General features: G+C 42.3%; 21 protein-coding genes and 1 pseudogene. 5 read left to right on the forward strand and 17 right to left on the reverse strand.

Going from position 1 to position 25,553, the window contains the following annotated elements:
- Positions 1–17 precede the first annotated feature (17 nt).
- From HT724_RS05540 to recJ, 6 genes are all read right to left on the reverse strand, one after another.
- Positions 18–719: a M57 family metalloprotease gene (locus HT724_RS05540; protein WP_173275444.1), complete on the reverse strand. Its 702-nt coding sequence runs from the start codon at positions 717–719 to the stop codon at positions 18–20.
- 78 nt (positions 720–797) lie between these two features.
- Positions 798–2,030: a peptidoglycan bridge formation alanyltransferase MurN gene (murN, locus tag HT724_RS05545; RefSeq protein ID WP_173275447.1), complete on the reverse strand. Its 1,233-nt coding sequence runs from the start codon at positions 2,028–2,030 to the stop codon at positions 798–800.
- Between the two features lie 4 nt (positions 2,031–2,034).
- Positions 2,035–3,255: an aminoacyltransferase gene (locus tag HT724_RS05550; protein WP_173275450.1), complete on the reverse strand. Its 1,221-nt coding sequence runs from the start codon at positions 3,253–3,255 to the stop codon at positions 2,035–2,037.
- A gap of 108 nt (positions 3,256–3,363) precedes the next feature.
- The gene (locus HT724_RS05555) at positions 3,364–4,143 is read right to left on the reverse strand and encodes an alpha/beta hydrolase family protein (RefSeq protein ID WP_173275455.1); all 780 of its coding nucleotides are present in this window, start codon (positions 4,141–4,143) and stop codon (positions 3,364–3,366) included.
- A 67-nt stretch (positions 4,144–4,210) separates the two neighbouring features.
- Positions 4,211–5,872, reverse strand: coding sequence for a ribonuclease J (locus tag HT724_RS05560; RefSeq protein ID WP_000065613.1), 1,662 nt, complete (start codon positions 5,870–5,872; stop codon positions 4,211–4,213).
- Between the two features lie 327 nt (positions 5,873–6,199).
- Positions 6,200–8,422, reverse strand: coding sequence for a single-stranded-DNA-specific exonuclease RecJ (recJ, locus tag HT724_RS05565; RefSeq protein ID WP_173275458.1), 2,223 nt, complete (start codon positions 8,420–8,422; stop codon positions 6,200–6,202).
- Positions 8,423–8,598: 176 nt separating this feature from the next.
- Here recJ and HT724_RS05570 point away from each other — a divergent pair, with 176 nt between their 5' ends.
- From HT724_RS05570 to HT724_RS05590, 5 genes are all read left to right on the forward strand, one after another.
- Positions 8,599–9,357 (forward strand): amino acid ABC transporter ATP-binding protein, encoded by a 759-nt coding sequence (locus HT724_RS05570; protein WP_173275461.1) that lies wholly within the window; start codon positions 8,599–8,601, stop codon positions 9,355–9,357.
- Between the two features lie 10 nt (positions 9,358–9,367).
- A complete protein-coding gene (locus HT724_RS05575; RefSeq protein WP_084923729.1) occupies positions 9,368–10,162 on the forward strand; it encodes a transporter substrate-binding domain-containing protein in 795 nt (264 codons plus the stop codon).
- A 12-nt stretch (positions 10,163–10,174) separates the two neighbouring features.
- A complete protein-coding gene (locus HT724_RS05580; RefSeq protein WP_000131137.1) occupies positions 10,175–10,852 on the forward strand; it encodes an amino acid ABC transporter permease in 678 nt (225 codons plus the stop codon).
- Between the two features lie 9 nt (positions 10,853–10,861).
- Entirely contained in the window at positions 10,862–11,521 is a 660-nt protein-coding gene (locus HT724_RS05585) for an amino acid ABC transporter permease (protein WP_119919915.1), read from the forward strand.
- Positions 11,522–11,665: 144 nt separating this feature from the next.
- Positions 11,666–12,856 carry a ferric reductase-like transmembrane domain-containing protein gene (locus HT724_RS05590; RefSeq protein WP_173275465.1) on the forward strand — a complete coding sequence of 397 codons (1,191 nt, stop codon included), beginning with the start codon at positions 11,666–11,668 and terminating at the stop codon, positions 12,854–12,856.
- Between the two features lie 95 nt (positions 12,857–12,951).
- Here HT724_RS05590 and ugpC read toward each other — a convergent pair whose 3' ends face one another.
- From ugpC to HT724_RS05645, 11 genes and pseudogenes are all read right to left on the reverse strand, one after another.
- Complete coding sequence (gene ugpC, locus HT724_RS05595; protein WP_100104588.1) at positions 12,952–14,082, reverse strand: sn-glycerol-3-phosphate ABC transporter ATP-binding protein UgpC; 1,131 nt, start codon at positions 14,080–14,082, stop codon at positions 12,952–12,954.
- A 112-nt stretch (positions 14,083–14,194) separates the two neighbouring features.
- Entirely contained in the window at positions 14,195–15,064 is an 870-nt protein-coding gene (locus tag HT724_RS05600; RefSeq protein ID WP_173275468.1) for a PucR family transcriptional regulator, read from the reverse strand.
- A gap of 3 nt (positions 15,065–15,067) precedes the next feature.
- Positions 15,068–15,454 carry a Mini-ribonuclease 3 gene (locus HT724_RS05605; RefSeq protein ID WP_173275471.1) on the reverse strand — a complete coding sequence of 129 codons (387 nt, stop codon included), beginning with the start codon at positions 15,452–15,454 and terminating at the stop codon, positions 15,068–15,070.
- Positions 15,447–16,790, reverse strand: coding sequence for a cysteine--tRNA ligase (gene cysS / locus HT724_RS05610; protein WP_173275474.1), 1,344 nt, complete (start codon positions 16,788–16,790; stop codon positions 15,447–15,449). Before cysS ends, HT724_RS05605 begins: the two co-directional genes overlap by 8 nt.
- A gap of 82 nt (positions 16,791–16,872) precedes the next feature.
- Positions 16,873–17,757, reverse strand: coding sequence for a GNAT family N-acetyltransferase (locus HT724_RS05615; RefSeq protein WP_173275476.1), 885 nt, complete (start codon positions 17,755–17,757; stop codon positions 16,873–16,875).
- 11 nt (positions 17,758–17,768) lie between these two features.
- Positions 17,769–18,386, reverse strand: a complete 618-nt coding sequence (cysE, locus tag HT724_RS05620; protein WP_000539979.1) for a serine O-acetyltransferase — start codon at positions 18,384–18,386, stop codon at positions 17,769–17,771.
- A 15-nt stretch (positions 18,387–18,401) separates the two neighbouring features.
- Complete coding sequence (gene pnp, locus HT724_RS05625) at positions 18,402–20,615, reverse strand: polyribonucleotide nucleotidyltransferase (protein ID WP_173275479.1); 2,214 nt, start codon at positions 20,613–20,615, stop codon at positions 18,402–18,404.
- Positions 20,616–21,367: 752 nt separating this feature from the next.
- Positions 21,368–22,234, reverse strand: coding sequence for a methylenetetrahydrofolate reductase [NAD(P)H] (metF, locus tag HT724_RS05630; protein WP_000089967.1), 867 nt, complete (start codon positions 22,232–22,234; stop codon positions 21,368–21,370).
- A 63-nt stretch (positions 22,235–22,297) separates the two neighbouring features.
- Positions 22,298–24,547: a 5-methyltetrahydropteroyltriglutamate--homocysteine S-methyltransferase gene (gene metE / locus HT724_RS05635; RefSeq protein WP_173275482.1), complete on the reverse strand. Its 2,250-nt coding sequence runs from the start codon at positions 24,545–24,547 to the stop codon at positions 22,298–22,300.
- A gap of 244 nt (positions 24,548–24,791) precedes the next feature.
- The gene (locus HT724_RS05640; RefSeq protein WP_173275485.1) at positions 24,792–25,154 is read right to left on the reverse strand and encodes a TIGR02328 family protein; all 363 of its coding nucleotides are present in this window, start codon (positions 25,152–25,154) and stop codon (positions 24,792–24,794) included.
- Positions 25,138–25,542: pseudogene (locus HT724_RS05645) on the reverse strand (YbgA family protein). Before HT724_RS05645 ends, HT724_RS05640 begins: the two are co-directional and overlap by 17 nt.
- Between the last annotated feature and the right edge of the window lie 11 nt (positions 25,543–25,553).

The following is a 25,553-nucleotide window of genomic DNA, read 5'->3' on the forward strand; positions in this document are numbered from 1 at the left end:
TAGGGAAAGATTGTTCCCTACTCATTAGTCTCATATAATTTTCGAAGTCTTTCGACATCCTCTTCCTGAATACCATAAAAAGAACCCGCAGGTTGCATGACAGACTTCTCATCTGTATGGTCCAAACCAATCGCATGCCCCAACTCATGTTCTGCCGTATGGACAATGCGCTCATAGGAATAGCCATAGGTTGGATTGGACAAATAATAATGATTCAGGCGCACCGTTACGGATAAGAATTGCCCTGTCAAGAGATTGGTCTGACTTTCCGCCTCTCCTGCCACAGGAGTGCCTCCGTCATTCATCTCTGTAGCCAAGATATCTGCCTTGCTGAACTCAGTCACGATTTCAAAGTTAAAAGCACCAGTTTGATTCCAGTTCTGAATTGCTTCTAAATACGCCTCTTGAAATCCTGAATCCATCTGCGGATCCAAATAAATACGAGCAGAAGCCTGCGGCCACCTTCCTTCAGAGTGTTGATGGCTATCTGTCTGGTTCAACTGAGGCAGTTGCCCTGTTTTTTCCCATTGGTCGATACTTTGTTGACCAATCTTTACTGACCGTTCTGCTTGCTTTAGCGCTTCTTGAAAATCCCCGTTTAGATACCAGAGAAGTCCGAAAGCAAGAACGCATAAGAGTACAACTGTCCAAACCAGGCGCCAAAACAAACGCCACACAAAAGAAAAGAAAGCCCCTATCAAACGAAAAAGCCAGCGCATTTCCCTCCACCTTTCTAGCAAATAAAGACTATTTTACTAAAACAAGCTGAAAGAAAGCTAAATACTGACTTTTTTATCTTATCGTCCTACTATTTTTTTGAGTAATTGAATAGCTTTGTATTTTAAAGGCGATGGATGATAACGGAAAGTACCTGCTTTGCGTACAATATAGCCATTAAAGTTCTGTTTAAAACGCAAAACACCATCACTTCCATCAAAAATCCCTTGAATACCTAGGAAGTTGTATTTAGGTATTCCACGTTTTATACTTTCCAACATAACATATTTTTGAAGCAGTGCAGGGGCATAGAACTTATTAAACTCAGTGTAGGAACCACTAAAGAGGTAAGTCGTTTCCTGAGGCATATAAACAAATAAACTCCCAGCTAAAACAATATCTTCCTCTCCATATTTTTCAATCAAGTCTCGCGCTTCTGCTTTTCGAACTTCAAACGTTTCAAATTGACTAGAATATTCTCTCAGTTGATTTTGTTTTTTCTCAGAATGAGGATTTTTACTCAAATCAAGTCGCAACTTATCCAAGATTTCTTCTAGTTTACTTTGTTCACCTTGCAATTTGCTCATATAGTCCGAAAAATTTAAGTTTGCTATGAGAAACTCCGCTTGTTCTCCAAAAGCATCATAAAAATGCTCATAGTATTCTAAACTTTTATCACTATATTCTCTGCGCTCAGAGGTTTCTTTTGTGATATTCTTAAAAATCGATAGTTCTTCACGTTTTAACTTTTTCAACCGAATGCCAAAGGTTTCAGCCTTTTTCACCAAGGGTTTACCCTTTTTACTAAAACTTTTAAGCAAATTCTTTTCAGTTAATTCAGTCAAATCTTTATAGTATAACCAATCTGGTTCTCCACCTGGATACCCTGTCGTCAATCCATCAAATTGATAACCTAAATCAGTCAAACCTTGAATCATACTTTTTTTCTCAGCATCTATTGGATTACCTTGGCTATCAAAAGTTTGGTAAGTTTCATAAGGTTTTACAAGCAACTCTAATACACCATTTTGCTTGGCATATTCTTTTAACTCCGCATAAAAAACTGGAAGGGCATCTTGTTGGGTATAAATCGGCCCCGAATTGAGCTCCATATGCAGACCACCCAGCATGGGCAAGCTATAAACCAGAGCTGCAACTTGAATTTCTCCTTCTTGTTTCAAAGCAAGATAAACAATTCGAGCCCCTCTTTTTTCTAGCAAATCCCCCATCTGGACCGATTGCATAAAGGAACGAGAAGAAACCTGATCAGAATAAGTACGAAACTCTTCTTTGGTGAGTGTAGTTAGTGCCATATACTTACTTTCTATGTTTTTTTCTTAATGTTTTACGGAAATCAAGAGCAAGTCTTAACAGAGGATAGAGAGGATGGGTAGGCATTGTAAATTCACCCAAGTATTCTTCAATCGTTGGATTAAATTTTTCTTTAAAATGATAAAGGCCACCATTGAGAGAGTTTTCAACACCACCTAAATTTTGCCAGACCATACCTCGTTCAAAGGCATAGCGAGCCGTTTCATACCAAGTTAAAATTGGTGCATTGTAACGTTTAAAATCATCATCCATTCCAGCGTATAGATTGACAGAAGTTTGTCCGAATTCTAAAGTCAAGGTAGCCGCTAAGGGAACTCTTGCTTGACCTGCATCCATATATTCCTGCAGGAAAGTCAATTCCTCTAACAAACGTTCTTTTTCCTTCTTCTGCGCTTCTACTTTTGAAGTGCGAGTCGACTCAGTAAAGGTCTCTTCCAAGGCTCTATTTTTCGCTAACTGTTCTTCTAATTCTTGCGAACGTTTAGAGACATCCAAGGTGGCCAAGGTGATATAGGCCTTGTCCTTAAAATTATCTAATAACTTTTTATAATAGGCTTCATTCCTCAAATGAATCTCTTTCCGCTTCTCGGTTTTTTTCATCAAAAAGGAAAAAGACTCCAATAATTCAGTTCCACCAAATTGAATCTCTACCCCCTTATTCCGTGCTGTTCGAATAGCCTGTTTTGTTGACTTGGAAAGTTTATCTTCTTCAAAATTTTCCTTGTATATTTTCGCCTGAATACGAGGCTGAATAGTATCATCCATCTCGGCTGTCTGCCCAGACCATTTCACTCCTAGTTGCCCTAAAGTCTCAACAAGAGCAAGATTTTCAGGATATTCTGTTTTATCTTGATTAACCAAATGTTGAGATAGACAAATACTTGGGTCAAAAGTCACAAAAACCGCTCTCTTACTGCGAGCATAAGACTTAATAGACTGTAGGACAAACTTTAAAACTTCTGTATCTCTGTAATCCAAAATGGGACCTCTTGGAATATAAAACATTTTATACCCCAAAGGCAGAGACTTTATGAGAATACTAGCCACAGCCAGTAATTTTTCCCCTTCATAAACCCCAAGTCTCTCATGATTCCAATCAGATTTCACTTTTTCCCAAGCACTACTTTGTAATACATTGGCTAATTCATGCTCTTTGACAAACTGATCATATTCTAATGTGGGAATGCCAATTTGATAACGGTACATTTCCTACCCTCTCCTCCAGTATTTTATTACTATTCTACTACTTTCGTTTGAAAAGTCTAGTGAAAACATATTTTATTTTAGTCCTACTACCCTACGCTAAAGTTCAAACTAAGTTAGTCTCTCTTCTAATTTGAAATCAATTGGCAGAGTTGCTAGAAACCGTTCCAATTGTTTTTCCCAGTAATACCACTCGTGAGTTCCAGCGCTATGGCTATAGGTCACATCAAAACCTAGTTTTTTGAGATTTTTCACTGCGAGATTATTAGCTTCGTACAAGAAATCCTGCTCGCCACACCAAGCCCAAAGTTTGGTCTTTTTATCCGATTTTTTAGCCAAACTTTCAAGAGAATAAGGACTAGTTGTCCAGTCTTTAATCTCTCCAAAAACACCTCTCCAATAAGCTGGTGTTCCCAAATCTTGGCTTTCAGGAGAAAAATCTTGAAAACTAAGGGCACCTGAAAAACTAGCTGCATGAGAAAAATGATTTGTAGCAAGAGCCAATTTGAAACAGCCGTAGCCTCCCATGGAGAGACCAGCGATAAAGGTCTTTTCACGCTTACTGGTCATGTTAGGGAAGAAGCGTTTCAGAACCTGTGGCAATTCCTCTGCTAGAGCTGTGTAATAGTCAAAACCATATTGGGTATCGGTATACCAACCGTTGCTGGTATTGGGCATGACGACGATGAGATTAGTGCCTCGAAGCAAGCGTTCTACATTGGTCCGCTTGAGCCAGCTATTATGGTTGCCAGACATCCCGTGCAAGAGGTACAAGACGGGAATATCTTTACACTCTGGTTCTTCCACTCGATTGGCATCGGGGTAGAGGACATTCACACCCCACTCCATATCCAATACTTGTGAGTAATACTCGATTTTCATTACTGCCATAATTTTTTCCTCTATTTTTCTATAAGAGAAAGCCAAAACTCGGCTTTCTCTCTGTTTATTTCAAAGATTATTTTGCTTCCATGACCACTGGTAAAATAGCTGGACGACGCTTAGTTTGGTCAAAGAGATACTTGGTCAGATTATCACGAACCTTCCCTTTGAGATCTGCCCAGTCAAAGTCATCTCCTTGAAGATAGTCTTCTACCGTTTGGTTAATCAATTCTGAACTTTCACGGAGAATATCGCGACTCTTCTTGAGATAAACAAATCCGCGCGTATGAACACGAGCCTTGGCCACAATTTTCTTCTCACGACGGTTAACGGTGATTGCGACGATGAAAATACCATCCTCTGACAAGACCTTACGGTCACGAAGAACCACATTTCCAACATCACCGATGGCATTTCCGTCAATCAAGACATCCCCTGCCGAAACCGCTCCAGCTGGGACAAAGTCTCCATTCTCATAAGCCATGCTGGTTCCCTTTTTAGGGATGAAAATGCGTTCTGGCAACATACCAACTGCCATGGCAGCCTTAGCATGGGCATCCAACTCACGGTATTCCCCTTGAATTGGGAAGAGATACTTGGGTTGCAAGAGATTGATCATCAACTGCAAATCACGCGCATTTCCATGACCTGACACACGCAAGCTTTGAGTGATCAGTTTGACAACACCGCCAGCTTGGTAAATCATATTTTCCACACGCGCCATGACCGCCTCTTTGGCGATAGACGGAGTGGTTACGATATAGACCAAATCACCGTCCTTGATTTCCACATAACGGTGACGACCAATTGACATCTTGCGAAGACCGTTGATTGGCTCACCCATACGACCTGTCTCAAGGATAATCAACTCATGGTCTTCAAAGCGAGACATATCTTTTGGTTTAATCAAAAGACTCTCGTTGGCTAGAGACAATTTCTTGAGACGAATAGCAGTGCGGACGATATTTTCAATATCAAATCCTGTCAAAACCACACGACGACCTGTTGCATCCGCAGCGTCAAACACCTGCTGGATACGAGAGAGGTTGCTGGCTACAGCCGCAACGATAATACGCCCCTCCCAGTCTGCAATAGTTTGGGTAATTTCATCCCCAACTTCACTTTCACTAGCCACTTGGATATTGCTATCTGCATTGGCTGAATCGCTAAGAAGAGCTAGAACTCCATCACGACCGATTTCTGCCAAACGAGCGAAGTCTGTCGCGTAAGATTCACTAGCTGTCTGGTCAAATTTGAAGTCACCTGTATAAACGATGCTACCTTCAGCTGTCTTCAAGACAACACCCAAACTTTCTGGGATAGAGTGGGTCGTACGGAAGAAGGACACCACAGTTCCTCCAAAATCTATCTCCGTATCCTCATCGATGACATGAAAATCATTGAATTTCTTAACTGTGTCATTTCCTTTGACAAAGAGTTTGGCCAACTCAATGGTCAGCTCAGACCCAAATACAGGTACCTTGGCTTCAGCCAAGAGATAAGGCAGAGCACCAATGGCATCCGCATGACCGTGAGTCAAGAAGACCCCAGCGATACGGTCGCTATTTTCAAAAAGGTAGTCCATATTGGGAATGACCACATCCACCCCTAGTTGTTCATTTTCAGGATATTTTAGACCTGCATCCAAAACGAAAATAGACCCATCGATTTCAGCGATATACATATTTTTCCCATTTTCACGCACACCACCAAGTGTTGTTAAACTGATATTACTCATTTTTCCTCCGAAAGCTTTGTTTATCTTGATTATAGGGTTGCTTACCCTCTTATTCTAAAAGCACTATTACTTTTATACTCTTCGAAAATCAGATTCAAACCACGTCAGCTTCGCCTTGCCATAGGTGTATGGTTACTGACTTCGTCAGTTTTATCCACAACCTCAAAGCAGTGCTTTGAGCAACCTGCAACTAGCTTCCTAGTTTGCTCTCTGATTTTCATTGAGTATTAGCCGAATCTTTTCCTACCATTATACCATTTTTTTGATGATTTTCAAAATGAAGATTTGTTTTCAAAAAAGAGCTGGTTGCCCAACTCTTTCCTACGTCTACTCTTTTTCCATTAAAAAGTCATAAATTTCTTGCACAGTACCCAGCGCCATCATTTCTTGGTCTTTGACGGTTTGTTTGAGATTTTGGTAAATCTGACTTTCTCCGATTTCCCGCTTTGGTGCCTCTTTATTCACTGTCATGACCCCATCTTTGATGGTCACAAAGCCTAGCTCTTCAAATACTTGAATCATCTTAACCAGCAAAATTTGTTGGATATTGAGATAACCCGCCAAATCTTTCAGCTTGTAGCGAATATCAAACTCTGGGAACTGGTAGATGGTCTTGTACAATTTGGCAAACTGTTCTCTAGTCCCATAGCCTGTCAGATAGTAGGCCTTGTCAATATCATTTTTGAAATAGATCGCAGAGAAATTCTGTTCCTGAAAAATGGTCTTCAGCTGAGTAATATCCTCAGGAATGGTTTTTACAACAACAGCTTCACTATCTACTAAATCTGGTAGTTCTCCAGCAAAATCCAAGACTGGAACTCCCTCTGGCAAGACTGCATTCTTCCCACGGATGTTAAAAAGTTGAACACCCTCCACACGCGCATCCACCATCATCAACTGCAGGGCAGTTTGGCCATTCCATTGGTTGACAGACAATTTGACTGCCAGCTCTAGATTCTTGGTTTGAGAAAACTCTGTCGCCCATCTGCCTTGGCTAAAGGCCACCACTTCAAAACTAGCCTCACCCTTGGAAATTTTCAGCTTGAGATGGGCATTGCCTGCCCCCATAGTACGGGCACTTTCGACCTGAAAATCCTTGATATAAAAGACAGGTTTCTGATTATCCATTCCAAAAGGTGCCAAACGTTCAAAACTTTTGACCGTTTCCAAGCTAAGTGTCTCCAAATCCAGTTCTTCATCTAGGTTTAACCTATTCTTGCCACCAGCATCTGCGCCTTTTTCACGGACATAGTCTTCCAAGACTTGAGATAAATCTGAGAGTTTCTCAACTTCCAGCGTCATGCCAGCTGCACTAGCATGGCCACCAAAGGCGATAAAAAGATCTCGATGAGGATCCAGAGCCTCAAAAATATCGACCGCTTCCACACTACGAGCACTACCCTTGGCACGACCGTCTTCTATATTAAGAACGATGACTGTCTGCCCTAGTTCTTCCAGCAAACGACCAGCCACGATTCCTAGAACCCCAGGATTCCAACCTTCCTTGGCCAAGACTTGAACCTTCTTCTCAGGGTCCACCATGGTCTTAGATTCTTCATAGATAGACTGGACGATTTCCTTGCGCTCTTCGTTTTTCTGATGAATCATAAGGGCAATCTCATGCGCTTCCTCATCGTCAAACCCAGTCAGCAAATCAATGGCGGGATTGGGATCGTCCAAGCGCCCCAAGGCATTTAAACGAGGAGCAATCTGGAAGCCAACCGTTTCTTCTGTCACTTCATTAGCAGCAATCCCAGCCATATCCAGCATTTCTTGCAGGCCGATGCGCTGGGTATGACCTAACATTTCCAGACCATATTGAACCAAGATACGGTTTTCATCCGTCAAACTCACCATATCAGCAATTGTGCCAATAGCGACCAAATCAAGCAATTCCACTTGTACTTCTTCTAACAGGGCACAAGCCAGCTTGAAAGCAACTCCACAACCCGCCAAATATTTGAAAGGATAGTTCGCATCTGGATGTTCAGGATGGACAATAGCATAGGCATCGGGCAGAGTTTCAGGCATGGAATGGTGGTCAGTCACAATGACATCTACTCCCATAGACTGGGCCAATTCAATAGCCTCATGACCAGCAACCCCATTGTCCACCGTCACAATCAAGGAAATTCCTTCTTGCTCGATAAAGTATTTATAGACACTTGTATTAGGTCCATAGCCATCAGTAAAACGATTGGGTAGGTAAACACGGCACTCGGCGCCAAGCTGTTCCAAACTTTCCTTAACAATAGAGGCCGAAGTCATTCCATCCGCATCGTAATCTCCATAAATGAGGATATTTTCCCCTTCTTCAATGGCCTGACGAATCCGTTCCACTGCCTTGTCCATATCATGGAGCAGATAAGGGTCATGCAAGTCCTCCAAGGAAGGTTCTAAAAACTTCTTCAGACTTTCTTGGTCCTGAATCCCTCTTTCAAATAATAGCCGAGCCACCTCAGGACCCAGTCCAGCCTTCTTGGCTATCTTTGTAAAATCCGCATCTTCTACCTGCGGGGCAAACTGCCATTCATAAGTAGGTGTTATCAAAAAGACATCCACTCTTTCTAAGAATTCTATTGCTTCATTATAACATGATTTAGGCTTTTTCTCTATCCAGATTGCTTTTTTATAAAATTTTAATGAATTTTTTCAGATATGATTTGACAAGGTAATTCTTTTGGTGTAGAATCGTGTTATAAAATCTAACACAAAGGAGATTCCTTATGGCTTTAGTAAAATTTGAACACGTCGAAAAATATTATGGAGACTATCACGCACTCCGTGACATCAATCTCCGTTTTGAAAAAGGACAAGTCGTTGTCCTCCTAGGCCCTTCTGGTTCTGGAAAATCAACTCTTATCCGCACCATCAATGGTTTGGAGGCTGTAGACAAAGGAAGTCTTCTAGTAAATGGTCACCAAGTTGCTGGTGCCAGCCAGAAAGATTTGGTGCCCCTTCGCAAGGAAGTAGGCATGGTTTTCCAACATTTCAACCTCTATCCGCATAAAACAGTGTTAGAAAACGTAACACTCGCACCCATAAAAGTTCTAGGAATTGATAAAAAAGAAGCTGAAAAAATAGCCCAAAAATATCTGGAATTTGTAAATATGTGGGACAAGAAAGATTCTTATCCAGCCATGCTTTCTGGTGGACAAAAGCAACGGATTGCCATCGCACGTGGACTCGCTATGCATCCTGAACTCCTCCTCTTTGATGAACCAACATCTGCCCTTGACCCTGAAACCATCGGTGATGTTCTGGCAGTTATGCAAAAATTGGCCCACGATGGTATGAATATGATTGTCGTCACCCATGAAATGGGCTTTGCCCGTGAAGTTGCCGACCGCATCATCTTTATGGCTGACGGAGAAGTTTTGGTGGATACGACAGATGTTGATGACTTTTTCGACAATCCAAGCGAACCTCGTGCCCAACAATTCCTCAGTAAAATCATCAACCACGAAAGTGACAAAGTCAAATAAGGAGGCGCCTATGAAAAAGAAATTCTTTTTATCCGCATTATTGATTAGCCTTTTCGGCCTTGCTGCTGCAAAACCAGTCCAGGCTGATACCAGCGTCGCAGATATTCAAAAAAGAGGCGAACTGGTTGTCGGTGTCAAACAAGATGTTCCCAATTTTGGCTACAAAGATCCCAAGACAGGGACCTATTCTGGTATCGAAACTGACCTGGCCAAGATGGTAGCTGATGAGCTCAAGGTCAAGGTTCGCTATGTACCTGTTACAGCGCAAACTCGTGGACCCCTTCTAGACAATGAACAGGTCGATATGGATATCGCGACCTTTACCATCACAGACGAACGCAAAAAACTCTACAACTTCACCAGCCCCTACTACACGGATGCTTCTGGCTTTTTGGTCAATAAGTCTGCCAAAATCAAAAGCATTGAGGACCTAAACGGAAAAACCATCGGAGTCGCCCAAGGTTCCATCACCCAACGCCTGATTACTGAACTGGGTAAAAAGAAAGGCTTGACCTTTAAATTCGTCGAACTTGGTTCCTACCCAGAATTGATTACTTCCCTACATGCTCACCGTATTGATGCCTTTTCCGTTGACCGCTCGATTCTGTCTGGCTACATCAGCAAACGCACAGTACTACTAGATGATAGTTTCAAGCCATCTGACTACGGTATCGTTACCAAGAAATCAAATACCGAGCTCAACGACTATCTTGATAACTTGGTTACTAAATGGAGCAAGGATGGTAGTTTGCAGAAACTTTATGACCGTTACAAACTCAAACCATCTAGCCATACCGCAGATTAAGGAGGACACCCCATGACAGATTTATCATCTTGGACAGCCTATTTTCAGGATTTTGGACAATTTTTCAATGGTTTCCTCTTCACCCTTGCCCTAGCAATCGGATCTTTTATCCTAGCCATGGTTTTGGGCATCTTCTTTGGAGCCATGTCAACCAGCAAGCGTCCAATATTGAGAATTTTAGCTCGCATCTTTGTCGAATTTTACCAAAATACTCCCCTCTTGGTGCAGTTTGTTATCGTTTTTTATGGCCTACCTCTTATCAGTGACCATATCATCATGATTCCAATTTATTGGACAGCCGTTCTCTGCGTGGGTCTCTATCACGGCGCCTATATCGCTGAGGTTATTCGCTCAGGTATTCAGTCTATTCCTAGCGGTCAGATGGAGGCCGCCTTGTCGCAAGGTTTTACCTATATCAGCGCCATGCGCTTGATTATCTTGCCTCAGGCCTTCCGTATCATTCTCCCACCTTTGACCAATCAAATCGTCAACCTCATCAAGAATACCTCGACAGTTGCTATCATCTCTGGAGTGGACTTGATGTTTGTGACCAAGTCTTGGTCAGCCCTCAACGGAAATTACATCCCAGCCTTTCTAGGTGCTGCCCTTCTCTACTTTTCTCTATGCTTCCCTGTTGCCCAGTTTGGTCGCAAGATGGAGCAAGCCAACAAAAAAGCCTATTCACTTTAGGAGGTTACTATGGAATCCATTTTAGAAGTTTTGACCCCAGATAACCTAGTCTTTATCTTTAAAGGATTTGGCTTGACCCTCTACATTTCTCTAATTGCCATCGTCCTCTCTACCCTTATCGGTACGGTGCTAGCTGTCATGAGAAATGGAAAAAATCCTGTCTTGCGCATTATTTCCAGCATTTATATCGAGTTTGTGCGTAACGTTCCCAACCTCCTCTGGATTTTTACTATCTTTTTGGTTTTCAAGATGAAGTCCACTCCAGCAGGAATCACCGCCTTTACTCTCTTTACCTCAGCAGCCCTAGCTGAGATTATCCGAGGTGGCCTCAATGCCGTAGACAAGGGGCAATACGAAGCAGGAATGTCACAAGGATTCACCTCAGTCCAAATCCTCTACCACATCATTCTCCCACAAGCCATTCGTAAAATGCTGCCAGCCATCATTTCTCAGTTTGTAACCGTAATTAAGGATACCAGTCTCCTCTACTCTGTTATCGCCCTACAAGAACTCTTTGGAGCTAGCCAAATTCTCATGGGACGTTATTTCGAACCAGAGCAGGTCTTCAGTCTGTATATCCTGATTGCCCTCATCTACTTCAGCTTTAACCTAGCCATTTCTAGCCTGTCTCATATGCTAGCAAAACGTTGGCAACAAGCTGCAGAATAAAAAAACAGCTCTCCAGTTCAATTGGAGAGTTTTTTTGATGAGAGTAAACATTTATAGACCCCAATTTGACACCATACTTTTTCTATGATAAAATGTAACAAATTCGTTTACAACAAATTAAATCTAAATGAAATGGAATTTTCTATGAAATCAATCAAAGGACTACTCTTTATCATAGCTAGTTTTATCTTGACTATGTTGACTTGGATGAACACTTCTCCCCAATTCATGATTCCAGGACTAGCTTTAACAAGCTTATCTCTGACCTTTATCCTCGCCACTCGTCTCCCGCTACTAGAAAACTGGTTTCACGGTTTGGAGAAGGTCTACACTATCCACAAATTCATAGCCTTTCTCTCCATCGTTCTACTAATCTTTCATAACTTTAGTATGGGCGGTTTGTGGGGCTCTCGATTAGCTGCTCAGTTTGGCAATCTTGCAATCTATATCTTTATCAGCATCATCCTTGTCGCCTATTTAGGCAAATACATCCAATACGAAGCTTGGAGATGGATTCACCGTCTGGTTTACCTAGCTTATATTTTCGGACTCTTTCACGTCTACATGATGATGGGCAATCGTCTTCTCACATTTAATCTTCTAAGTTTTCTTGTTGGTTGCTATGCCCTTTTAGGATTACTGGCTGGTTTTTATATCATCTTCCTTTATCAAAAGATTGGCTTCCTCTATCTAGGGAAAATTACCAATCTCAAACGCTTAAACCACGATACTAGAGAAATTCAAATCCATCTTAGCAGACCTTTCAACTATCAATCAGGACAATTTGCCTTTCTAAAGATTTTCCAAGAGGGCTTTGAAAGTGCTCCGCATCCCTTTTCTATCTCAGGAGGTCATGGTCAAACTCTCTACTTTACTGTTAAAAATTCAGGCGACCATACCAAGAATATCTATGATAATCTTCAAGTCGGCAGCAAAGTAAGCGTAGATAGAGCTTACGGGCACATGATTATAGAAGAAGGACGAGAAAATCAAGTTTGGATTGCTGGAGGCATTGGGATTACCCCCTTCATCTCTTACATCCGTGAACATCCTATTTTAGATAAACAGGTTCACTTCTACTATAGCTTCCGTGGAGAGGAAAATGCAGTCTACCTTGATTTGCTCCATGACTATGCTCAGAAAAATCCTAATTTTGAACTCCATCTAGTAGACAGTAGGAAAGACGGCTATCTTAATTTTGACCAAGAAAAAGTGCCCGATCATGCAAGCGTCTATATGTGTGGTCCTGTTTCTATGATGAAGTCACTTGCCAAACAGATTAAGAAACAAAATCCAAAAACAGAGCTTATTTACGAAAGATTCAAGTTCAAATAACTACTCATACTCTCCTGGAATTTCCCAGGAGTTTTTTCTACACAACCGCAAAAAACACTGCCAGATTTCTAGCAGTGCTTTGAATTTTATTTATTTTAATAGATTGTTTTTTCAGTTTCTACATCAAAGAAGTGTGCTTTGTTCAAGTCAAATCCAAGTTCAACTGTTGCACCTGTTTGCAAGTAATCACGAGCATCAACTTTAGCAACAAATTCGTCTTTACCAACTTGGCAGTATAGGTGAGATTCTGAACCAAGCAGTTCTGATACAGAGATAGTCGCTTTTACAACACAGTCTGGGAATGTTTCAAGGAAAGCAGGTTCTGCATTCACGTCTTCTGGACGGATACCGAAGATCAATTCTTTACCTTCGTAGCCTTTTTCACGAAGAACTTTCAATGCACCTTCTGGCACTTTCAAACGGAAACCATCAGAAATAATTTCGCTACCAACTAATTTCACGTTGATGAAGTTCATAGCTGGGCTTCCGATGAATCCTGCTACGAATTTGTTCACTGGGTTTTTGTAAACTTCTTGAGGAGTACCAATTTGTTCTACACGTCCGATAGTACCTGTACCAGCAGGGTTCTTAGTTGCTGACATGATAACGATACGATCCGCAAGTGTCATCGCTTCTGTTTGGTCGTGAGTTACGTAGATAGTTGTAGCTCCGATACGACGGTGGATTTTCGCAATCTCAGCACGCATTGATACACGAAGTTTAGCATCCAAGTTTGACAAAGGTTCGTCCATCAAGAATACTTTTGCATCACGGACGATCGCACGACCCATGGCAACACGTTGACGTTGACCACCTGAAAGGTCAGCTGGTTTACGTTCCAAAAATTCTTTCAATCCAAGAATTTCAGCTGCTTCTTGCACACGTTTGTCGATGTCTTCTTTGCTGTATTTACGCAATTTCAAACCGAAAGCCATGTTGTCATAAACAGTCATGTGTGGGTAAAGAGCGTAGTTTTGGAATACCATGGCGATGTCGCGGTCTTTTGGAGCTACGTCGTTGACAACCACGCCATCGATAGATGCAGTTCCTTCTGTGATGTCTTCAAGACCAGCAATCATACGGAGAGTTGTTGATTTACCACATCCTGAAGGACCTACGAAAACGATGAACTCTTTGTCTTTGATGTTCAAGTTGAAATCTTCAACTGAATAGTGTTCGCTGTTTGGATATTTTTTGTAAATATTTTTAAGATTTAATTCTACCATGAGGTGAACTCCTTTTGTCTTTTGATAATTACATTATAGATGAAAACGCTTTACATTTCTATGGCAAGGTGACCAAAAAAACAAAAAAGTTCTGTGCAACTTGCACAAAACTTTAGAGAAGATCTGGTAAAATCAATTGATAACACAGAGTCAGGTCGGTCAACTCCTTCAACTGTAGGCCTGTCAATTCTTCCCATTTATCAATTTTGTATTGGAGAGAATTGCGGTGCAGATAGAGTTGCTGGGCTGTTTTTGTTAGGACAGCACTATTTTCCCAAAGAGAGAGAATGATTTCCTGAATCTGATCTTGATCCAAAATCATCTGGTGTAGACATTCCTTGATTGGCTTCAAGTCCACGAGTCTTTCTCCCATACTCCAAAGATAGAGCTGAGAAAAAGTATGAACACCTTGGTGACCCTGACGCCACCAAGTCTTGAACAAATCCCGCTCCGCTTTGATTAAGTCTGATAAGGCATGATGTCCTGTCTGAGACCAAACCTGTCCTAACATGATAGATAGACGCAGCCCAAAATCATACTCAACCGCTTCAATCGTATCACTTAAAATAGCTCGTACAGAAGTGTATTTATCTTGTTGAAGCACGAAAACATAATCCTGAGCTCCGACCTGAAGCACCGTCTGACAATTCGGAAAAAGAGTCCGCATCATGTCCAGCCAAGAGGCCAGATTTTCCTGTTGAAAATAGGAAAGATGGCAATAAACCACCTGAATCTTTTTAAAAGTTTGCGGTGCCTGACCCTTCCCCTCAATCAAATAGGGATACCAAGGATTGAGCGAACGAGCCTGCTCCTGCTGGGTCAAAAGGGCAACCAACTGCTTTTCACGCTCACTGAGACCAGCTTCCTCCAGCAAAATCCACTGCTGAGAAGCTAAAGGGAGAGTGATATAACCCTCTTTCTCTACTGGTTGGTCTGAAATTTGAGCCTCAGGAAACCAGTCTTGTAATTCTTTTGCAATCATGTCCTAGACCTCCACTTTTTGGATGCACCAAGAAATCAAGCTCTCAAGACGTTCCAGATTTTCAGTCATATGGAGATAGCCCATCACGGCTTCAAAACCTGTGGACATGCGATAAGTCACCACATCGGCATTTTTAGCTTTGGTATGGCTATTGGTATTGCGGCCACGTTTGTAGATTTCCTCTTCTTTTTCCGTTAGGACTTGCTCCTCTAACATCAGTGAAATCAAACGTGCCTGAGCTTTGGCTGAGACATACTTGGTCGCTTCTTGATGGAGTTTATTGGGTTTGGTCATGCCTTTGAGGATGAGGTGGCGGCGAATATACATAGAATACACCGCGTCCCCCTCAAAAGCTAACGCAATCCCGTTAATGAGATTGACATCAATCACGTGTCCACCTCACTCCATCCTTGGTGTCAAGGAGCTTAATCCCTTGAGCAGCCAATTGGTCACGGATCTGGTCCGCTGTCGCAAAGTCACGATTAGCACGCGCTTCTTGACGTTTTTGGATCAAGTCTTCAATCTCTGCATCCAAAACTTCCTCAATAAAGACAATTCCAAAGACCTCTAACATAGCCGCAAGAGCTTCCTTAACACTTGCATCATAGTTACCTGAGTTAATCCATTTGGCCATTTCAAAGACTACTGTAATACCATTAGCAGAGTTGAAATCCTCATCCATAACCGCTACAAACTTGTCTTTAAAAGCCTGTAACTCTTGAGCATCTACAGTTCCTGAAAATGGTTGCTCGTAAGTATTCTTCAGATACTTGAGATTGGTCTCTGCATCACGCACTGCCTTTTCCGTAAAGTTGATAGGCTTGCGATAATGTTGAGTCGCAAAAAAGAATCGAAGTACCTGTCCGTCAAGAGTTTTAAGGGCATCGTGTACGGTAATAAAGTTGCCCAAGGACTTGGACATCTTAACATTGTCGATATTGACAAAGCCATTATGCATCCAATAGTTGGCAAAGGTCTTGCCTGTTTTTGCTTCTGACTGGGCAATTTCATTGGTATGGTGAGGAAACTCTAGGTCAGCTCCACCACCGTGAATATCAATGGTGTCGCCCAAAATCTCTGTCGACATGACTGAACACTCGATGTGCCAGCCCGGACGACCAGGTCCCCAAGGACTATCCCAAGAAATCTCGCCTGGCTTGGCAGCTTTCCAGAGGGCAAAGTCTACAGGATTTTCCTTGCGAGCTGTTTCTTCATCGGTACGACCTGAAGCACCCAGCTCCAAGTCTTCCAAGGTTTTATTAGCCAATTTGGCATAGTTGTGAGATTTTTCCACACGGAAATAGACATCTCCTTGACTCTCGTAGGCAAAGCCTTTTTCAATCAAGTCTTCCACAAAGCGGATGATGTCATCCATAAACTCCACCACACGCGGATGGCGAGTCGCAGATTTGACGCCCAAAGCCGTCACATCCTCACGAAAGGCAACGATGTACTTGTCCGCAACCTCCTGAGGCGTGATGCCTTCTTCCCTAGCACGATTGATAATCTTATCATCCACATCTGTAAAATTGGAAATATAGGCAACCTCGTAACCACGATACTCAAAATAACGACGAATGGTATCAAAAGCCACCGTTGAACGAGCATTTCCCACGTGGATATAGTTGTACACCGTTGGCCCACAAACATACATCTTTACCTTGCCGTCCTCAATCGGGACAAATTCTCGCAAATCACGAGACATGGTGTCATAGATTTTAATCATAAAATAATAGTCAGGAAAGCCAAAATCCGAGAACAGTTAGTTTCATCACTAAGAGTTCAATTGAATTTCAGTCCGAATATCTCTACACTTCGGAATCCCTTGCTCCTTTCTCATTCAGATAAACCACCTGAGTCTGTTTGACAAAGCCAATTTTTTCATACAAACGTTTGGCACCTACATTGCTATCTTCCACTGCAATCTGAAATTCCTTATCATTTTGCTCAATTAGTTGGTTGACAAGTGATTTTGCTAAGTAGCTCCCATAGCCTTTCCCACGTTCAGGTTCTGATATTGCTAAACCGTAGAAGTAATTCGTATCGCTCGATAAATCAACCGTGCAAGTTCCAATAACCTGACCGTCTTTTAATAAAATATATAAGCGACTTTCTGGATCCTTCAGAGCTTCAGCGACATATCTATCCACAATCTCTCTAGATTCATGCTCTTCTGAGAATGCCTGAAATTTTAACTGACTGATTTGATCCTGATACGAACTATCTGCTAACAAAACTTCAAGATTGGAAAGCTTTGCTAACGGATAAGGTCTTCTATCCTTACCTAACCAAGTTTCTGTCTCTTCATCCTCGACCAATCCCCAGTTGCTGACAAAATCAGGATGACGTTCTAGAAAAATACGTTCTGTCTGAAAAGTAACTGAACGAATAGGAAAAGAAGCCGTTTCTTTCTCAAAACTAGTAAACAACGCACGCGCAATTCCCTGACAGCGACGATCTGGATGAACCAGTATCGTCACCTCTACATCTTGATCATCTGCATAGACAGTTAATAAACCAACAAGTTCGCCTTTTTCATAATAAAGGAAAAAGGCGGGCATGTTTGGGTCAAAATTAAGCATGTTAGAGAGATAGGGATCACGATAGGTACCGTCATAGTTTTGGCAACAGTTAATTAGTTTTTTCGCCTCAGATAGCTCCTCTTGGCTTAACTTGTTTCTTGCTTGAATCATATAGGTACCCTCTACAACCCCGACGATCTGTGACTGGCTTCTTTAGCCTGCTCGAGTTTATTGACGTAGTACTCTCGTTTTTCTTCGACTTCGTGAATGACCGGCTCATCCTTTTTACCATGTACACGGACAATCTTGGCCGGAATACCGACAACCGTCACATCACTAGGCACGTCTGCCACGACAACTGCTGCTGCACCGACTTTGGCATTTTCACCGATTTCAACGGGTCCAATGACTTGAGCATGAGCGGATATTAAAGCTCCTTTTCGAACGGTTGGATGGCGTTTGCCAACATCCTTACCAGTCCCACCAAGAGTCACTCCATGATAAAGAAGAACGCCTTTTTCAACAATCGCTGTTTCTCCGATAACCAGGCCTGAACCATGGTCAATAAAGACTCCAGAGTCGATTTGAGCACCCGGATGAATCTCAATCTGAGTCCAAAAGCGCCAAAACTGACTGTGCATACGAGCCAAGAGTTTGAAGCCATGCTTCCAGAGAAAATGCGAAAGACGGTGGGCCGCCAAGGCCTTGACACCTGGATAAGTCAGCAAAACCTCCAAAGTGGTGCGGGCCGCTGGATCATTTTCTTTTACGATATCAATGGTTTCGCGCCACCATCCCATACACTTCTCCTTTTCTTATTCTGAATCTTTTGGTGTTCCTGTAAATTCTTTCTTAGGTTTGTGGTCCTTGTGATGACGTGGGCGGTGAGGACGCTCTGATTTTTCACCTTTTTCATCACGTTCAGGTTTTGGAGGACGAGGAAGAAGGGCTTTCATAGAAGCATCCACACGTCCTTTTTCATCAATCTTGATAACCTTAACATCAACTTCATCCCCGATTGCTACCAAGTCTTCGACATTATTGGTACGCGTCCAAGCCATCTCAGAGATATGAACAAGGGCATCTGTCTTATCAAAAAGGTTGACAAAGGCACCAAATTTCTCGATACGAACGACTTTAGCACGGTAAACTTCATCCACTTTGGCTTCACGGACCAAACCAGCAATAATTTCTTTAGCACGGTTAATGGCATCTTGGTCGCTAGAGTAGATAGACACATTTCCTTCTTCGTCGATATCAATCTTAACGCCTGTTTCAGCGATAATCTTATCGATGGTTTCTCCCCCCTTACCGATGACAATCTTAATCTTGTCCACATCAATCTTAATAGTATCAATTTTCGGTGCAGTTGGAGCCAATTCTGGACGAACTTCTGGAATGGTTGCTTCAATCACATCAAGGATTTCAAAACGGGCTTTCTTGGCTTGAGCAAGGGCCTCAGTCAAGATTTCTGCAGTAATCCCTTGAATCTTGATATCCATTTGAAGGGCTGTAATCCCGTCACGAGTACCCGCAACCTTGAAGTCCATGTCTCCAAAGTGGTCTTCCAAACCTTGGATATCTGTCAAGACTGTATAGTTGTTGCCATCTGAGATGAGACCCATGGCAATACCAGCTACTGGCGCCTTGATTGGCACACCACCAGCCATAAGGGCAAGAGTTCCCGCACAGATAGAAGCTTGAGATGAAGAACCGTTTGATTCCAAAACTTCTGCTACTAGACGGATAGCGTATGGGAATTCTTCCAAGCTTGGCAAGACTTGAGCAAGGGCACGCTCTCCAAGAGCACCGTGACCGATTTCACGACGACCAGGTGCACCGTAACGACCAGTTTCCCCAACAGAGTATTGAGGGAAATTATAGTGGTGCATAAAGCGTTTCTTATACTCTGGATCCAAACCATCAATGATTTGAGTTTCACCCATCGGAGCCAAGGTCAAAACTGAAAGAGCTTGAGTTTGTCCACGAGTGAAGAGACCAGAGCCGTGCACACGAGGAAGGAAGTCAACAACCGCATCCAAAGGACGGATTTCATCGACCTTACGACCATCAGGACGTACCTTATCTTCTGTGATCAAACGGCGCACTTCTGCGTGTTCCATTTGTTCCAAGATTTCAGCCACATCACGCATGATACGGTCAAATTCTTCGTGGTCCGCATATTTTTCTTCGTAAACAGCAATTACTTGGTCTTTGACTGCTTGAGTTGCAGCTTCACGAGCTAATTTTTCTTCTACTTGAACCGCTTTTTGGAGGTCACTGTTGTAGGCTGCGATGATTTCAGCTTGCAAGTCAGCATCCACATGAAGCAATTCTACTTCTGCTTTTTCTTTACCAACAGCTGCAACGATTTCTTCTTGGAAAGCAATCAATTCTTTGACTGCTTCATGCCCTTTAAGAAGGGCTTCCAACATGATTTCTTCTGACAATTCTTTAGCACCAGACTCTACCATGTTGATAGCGTGTTTGGTACCAGCTACTGTCAATTCAAGGAGAGATTGCTCTGCTTGTTCTTGGCTAGGGTTGATGATGATTTGACCATCCACATAGCCCACTTGGACACCAGCGATTGGACCGTCAAATGGAATATCTGAGATAGAAAGCGCTAAGGATGAACCAAACATAGCAGCCATTGGTGCAGAAGCATTTTCATCATAAGAAAGCACGGTGTTGATGACCTGTACTTCATTACGGAAACCTTCCGCAAACATTGGACGGATTGGACGGTCAATCAAACGCGCTGTCAAAGTCGCATCCGTTGAAGGACGTCCTTCACGTTTCATAAAGCCACCAGGAAACTTCCCAGCTGCATACATTTTTTCTTCGTAGTTGACTTGGAGAGGGAAGAAATCTCCAGTTGCCATTTTCTTAGACATAACGGCCGCAGTCAAGACAGTTGACTCACCGTAACGTACGACAACTGCGCCATTTGCTTGCTTAGCAACCTGACCAGTCTCTACAATTAACTCACGACCCGCAAAAGTCGTTTGAAACACTTGTTTTGTCATTTTAATCCCCTTTGGATTGATGAAATTATACGCCTTGCCTACAAAGATCAAGATACTAAGCCGTTAAGCAACTCAAAGGAAAATAGGAAATCGGACGACGGAGCGACCGCTCCTAGGCAGATTTATCTTTTTCCACAGAGTTGTAGGCGAGTTCAATTACTCAAGATACCAAGGGCGTCAAAAGCAAAGTAAAAATAGGAAACTGACGAAGTCTTCGATGAAGACAAGACAGTTTATCTTTTTTACACAGCTTTTCGGCCGGATTCAATTACTCAAGATACTAAGCCGTTAAGCAACTCAAAGGAAAATAGGAAATCGAACGACGGAGCGAATGCTCCTAGGTAGATTTATCTTTTTCCACAGAGTTGTAGGCGTGTTCAGTTACTCAAGATATTTTGGACGGTTCGGCTTGCCGAACATTTCTGTAGAAAAATAGGAAGGTGACGCCGCACTCGATGAGTGCTAGGAAGCTTATCTTTTTTCCTAAGAAATGAGACCAAAATTCAATTAAGAATCTTTGATAGCGTGAAATATCTTTTAAATATTCACTCCGTTCGTGTTTTTTGAGACACACATTATCAGATTTTGCTTAAAAAATAATCAACTTTAAACAAACTTCTACAACCTAAATACCCTCATCTTTGTATCAAGTACGTACAGAGTCTATTTTATCATATTTTTCTTAAAAAGTGCGGCCTTTACCATTAAAAAGGAACCATTCCCCTCAACTGAGAAGAATGGTTTGCTTTTTATTATCCTAGAGACTGGTGATTAAACAAAGCATGTGTTGCTTGATGAATGTATTTTGCTGTTTCAGCATTGTTCATGGTGTAAAGATGCACACCAGCCACATCCTGAGTTACCAAGTCCACGATTTGGTCCACTGCATAGGCAAGTCCTGCTGCTCTGAGCGACTCAGGGTCATGCTCATACTTATCTAAGATGGCTTTAAATTTGCGTGGAAGATGGATATTCTCACAAGTCTTCAAGAGGCGGAGAGCCTGATTTCGATTCAAAATTGGCATAATCCCTGCATGAATGGGAACATCAATCCCAGCCAAGATGCACTTGTCTTGGAAATCATAGAAGCGCTCATTATCAAAGAAAAGCTGAGTTACGAGGCTCGAACAGCCTGCATCCACTTTCTTCTTAAGATTTTGAATATCTGAAATCTGATTTGGCGAATCTGGATGCCCTTCTGGATAGCAAGCTCCGACAATATCAAAGTGAGGGGCTTGTTCCTTGATGAACTCAATTAAGTCAGTTGCGTAGCGAAAATCCTTTTGCGGCTCTACATCAGGGATAATATCCCCACGAAGAGCCAATATTTTCTGTACCCCAACCTTGTCCAAGTCGGCAATGGTTTCAGCAACCTTGTCCTTAGTCAAATAGATAGCTGGCAAGTGAGCAATAGTCGGAATCGCCAAGTCATTTTGGATAAAGTCAGCCAAACGAACCGTCGTTTCCTTGATATTAAATTTATTATTGCTGGCAGTCACACTGATAAAGTGGGGAGCCAACTCCTGCATATCTTGAAGAGCAGAAATAATGTTATCATTACCCACAGCTGGGTTTGGAGGGAACACTTCAAATGAGAGTGACGGTGTTTGGCGTGACATATGTAATAACCTTTTCTAGTTGATTTCTTTTTGAACAACCATTGTATGGAGAGAAATCTAATCTTACAATTTCTCACGCGCAGCTTTAGCTGCTTCAACAAGGCGGATCAAGCTTTCTTTTGTTTCTGGAATACCACGTGTTTTCAAACCACAGTCAGGGTTGATCCAAACTTTCTTGCTTGGTACTTTGGCAAGGATGGCTTCGATGGTGTGGTCGATTTCGCCTTCGTTAGGCACACGAGGTGAGTGGATATCGTAAACCCCAGGTCCCACTTCTGTTTGGAAGTTTTTCGCTTTGAGTTCGTCCAAGATTTCAAGGTTTGAACGGCTGGCTTCAAAGGAAATAACGTCCGCGTCCATGTTGTCGATAGCTGGGATGATATCTGTAAATTCTGAGTAACACATGTGAGTGTGGATTTGTGTGTTTGGCGCTACTGTTGAGTGTACCAAGCGGAAGGCAGGAATTGCCCAGTCAAGGTAGTCTTCGTACCAGTCGCTACGACGAAGTGGCAATTTTTCACGAAGAGCAGCCTCGTCGATTTGGATGATTTTCACACCAGAAGCTTCAAGGTCAAGTACTTCATCCTTGATGGCAAGGGCGATTTGAAGAGTTGAATCCTTGATAGAGATATCTTCACGTGGGAATGACCAGTTAAGAATAGTTACTGGTCCAGTCAACATACCTTTAACAGGTTTGTTTGTACGGCTTTGTGCATAGCTAGACCATTTAACAGTGATAGGGTTAAGACGAGTAACATCACCCCAGATGATCGGTGGTTTCACTCCACGCATACCGTATGATTGTACCCAACCATTTTTAGAGAAGAGGTAACCTGACAAGTTTTGACCGAAGTACTCAACCATGTCATTACGCTCAAATTCACCGTGAACAAGGACATCAAAGTCGATATCTTCTTGCCATTTGATCCATTCGTCGATCGTTTCAGCAAGGAAAGCGTCGTACTCTTCTTGAGACAATTCACCTTTACGGTAAGCCAAACGTTTGGCACGAACTTCTTTTGTTTGAGGGAATGAACCGATCGTTGTTGTTGGAAGAGCTGGAAGTTTGAAAGCTTCTTCTTGGATAGCTTCACGTTCTGCAAAGGCTGGCAAACGAGTATAGTCAGCGTCTGTCAAACCAGTGATACGAGCACGAAGTTCCGCATTTTCACCAACACGTTCAGTCGCAAAGAGTTCTTTGTTAGCTGCAAGCGCTTCTTCACCTTGACCATTGCGGATAGCATCCAAATCACGAATCTCATCCAATTTTTCAACTGCAAAGGCAAAGTGGTTCAAGATAGCTGGTTCAAATTCTTCATTAGCTGTTGTAAATGGCACATGAAGAAGTGAGCATGAGCTTGTCAAAACGATGTTTTCAGCTGGAATTTGTTCAAGAACAGCCAAGCTCTTTTCGTAGTTGTTACGCCAGATATTTTTACCATTGACAATGCCTGCATAAAGAATCTTGTCAGCTGGGAAACCACCTTTAACAAGTTCAAGAGTTTTCTTACCTTCAACGAAGTCAAGACCGATAGCATCTACTGGCAAGTTCACAAGGTCAGCGTAGACGTCACGAACATCACCGAAATAAGTTTGAAGCAAGACTTCAAGGCCTTTTTTGTCAGCCAAAAGTTTGTTGTAAAGGTTCAAGAAGAGAGCTTTTTCTTCAGCTGTCAAATCTTTGACAAGAGCCGCTTCATCCAATTGGATACGAGTCGCACCAAGTTCTGCCAATTTAGCAAAAACTTCTTGGTAAGCAGCCACTAAACTATCTACGAAGTCTCCTGCTTTCACACCTTCTTCAAAGTCTGACAATTGAAGGAAAGTGAATGGACCTACAAGAACTGGACGAGTGTTCAATCCAAGTTCTTTTGCTTCTTGGAACTCATCGAAGATTTTGTGACCAGCCAATTTTACTTGAGTGTCTTTTTCAAATTTAGGAACGATGTAGTGGTAGTTGGTGTTGAACCATTTCTTCATTGGAAGGGCGCGAACATCCCCTTTTTCTCCTTGGTAACCACGACCCAAAGCGAAGTAGCGCTCAAGGTCAGACAAGTCCAAGTTTTGAACTGAAGCAGGTACCACGTTGAAAAGGAAAGCTGCATCTAGGAAGTTGTCATAGTGAGAAAAGTCATTTGATGGGATTTCAGTGATGCCTTTTTCTTTGACAATGTTCCAGTGTTTAGCACGCAAATCTTTTGCTGCTGCCAAGAGTTCTTCTTCTGAGATTTCTTTTCTAAAGTATTTTTCAGTTGTAAATTTTAATTCGCGGAATTCTCCCAAACGAGGGAAACCGATGATTGTAGTTGACATGATGTGTCCTCCAAAATTTGTTGTTGAAACTATCTTAACAGAAAAGGAATCATCTGTATAATTGTAAAAAATTAGGCTTTGATATAGTTTGAAACTATATCTCTGTTTTAAACAAAAGAAAAAGACTTGAGACACATGCCTCAAATCCTTTGTGTAGCTTGTTTTATAGCTCTATTGCAGTTAGGCTCTTCAATCGCGTTATTAGTAATTCTTATAAGTGACTATGGCTTGTTATTAGAAAAGACTATAGGTTGATCCCCTTCTCTCGGAGATTATCCAGACACTCCTCATAGTATTCTGCATCATGCTCACTATAGATGGGCTTGCCTAGCTTCTCCTCTGCTAAGTATTGATGAGAAGGGCAAGTCTTACCACGGTAGTTCTTGTCCAGCCACTCTTGACTGACATTATAGCCACGGTTAGCCATCTCCTCCATGATCAAGTCATGATAGGCATAGAGACGATAAGGCGAGTGGGTAAAGACATAGTCCACCGTTGCATGCTTTCTGCCCCAGCCATTGCCACGCAGGGCGCAGCACTCTCTATGTTGTCCCAAAAGTTGAGGACGCGGAAGTTGTGAAATCAAAGCCTCATGCCAAAGTCTCATGACAATCTCCTTTCAGTAAAGTCGAATGCTGCAAGTAGGTATTTGGATAGCGTTCAAGCAAATCTCAAGTCTTAGCAATCACATCTTCCTTAGAAGCCTGACCAAAGCGGTAGCGATCAAGCAAGAGCATATAGTCCTTGCGCTCAGCATCTGTCGCTTTCTTTTTGAAATAGCCCCAAATATGCTGAAAGGCATTGCAAACCTGACCCCTGTGTTCTGTAATCTGGCAGGCACGGTCAATCATCTCTTGAACCTGACTCACCTCGACCTCTTCATTCTTCAGGTATTGGCGGATCTCGTTGTAAATATTGCTGGAATGGCTCAAAACAAGGTATTTATTTTCCGCCCAGAGTCGCTGACAAAGGGCACGTTGGTTGTTATTTTCCATATTTCTCCTTA

Origin of the sequence: Streptococcus sp. k-402 (assembly GCF_013277515.1) — a bacterium.
Lineage (GTDB): Bacteria > Bacillota > Bacilli > Lactobacillales > Streptococcaceae > Streptococcus.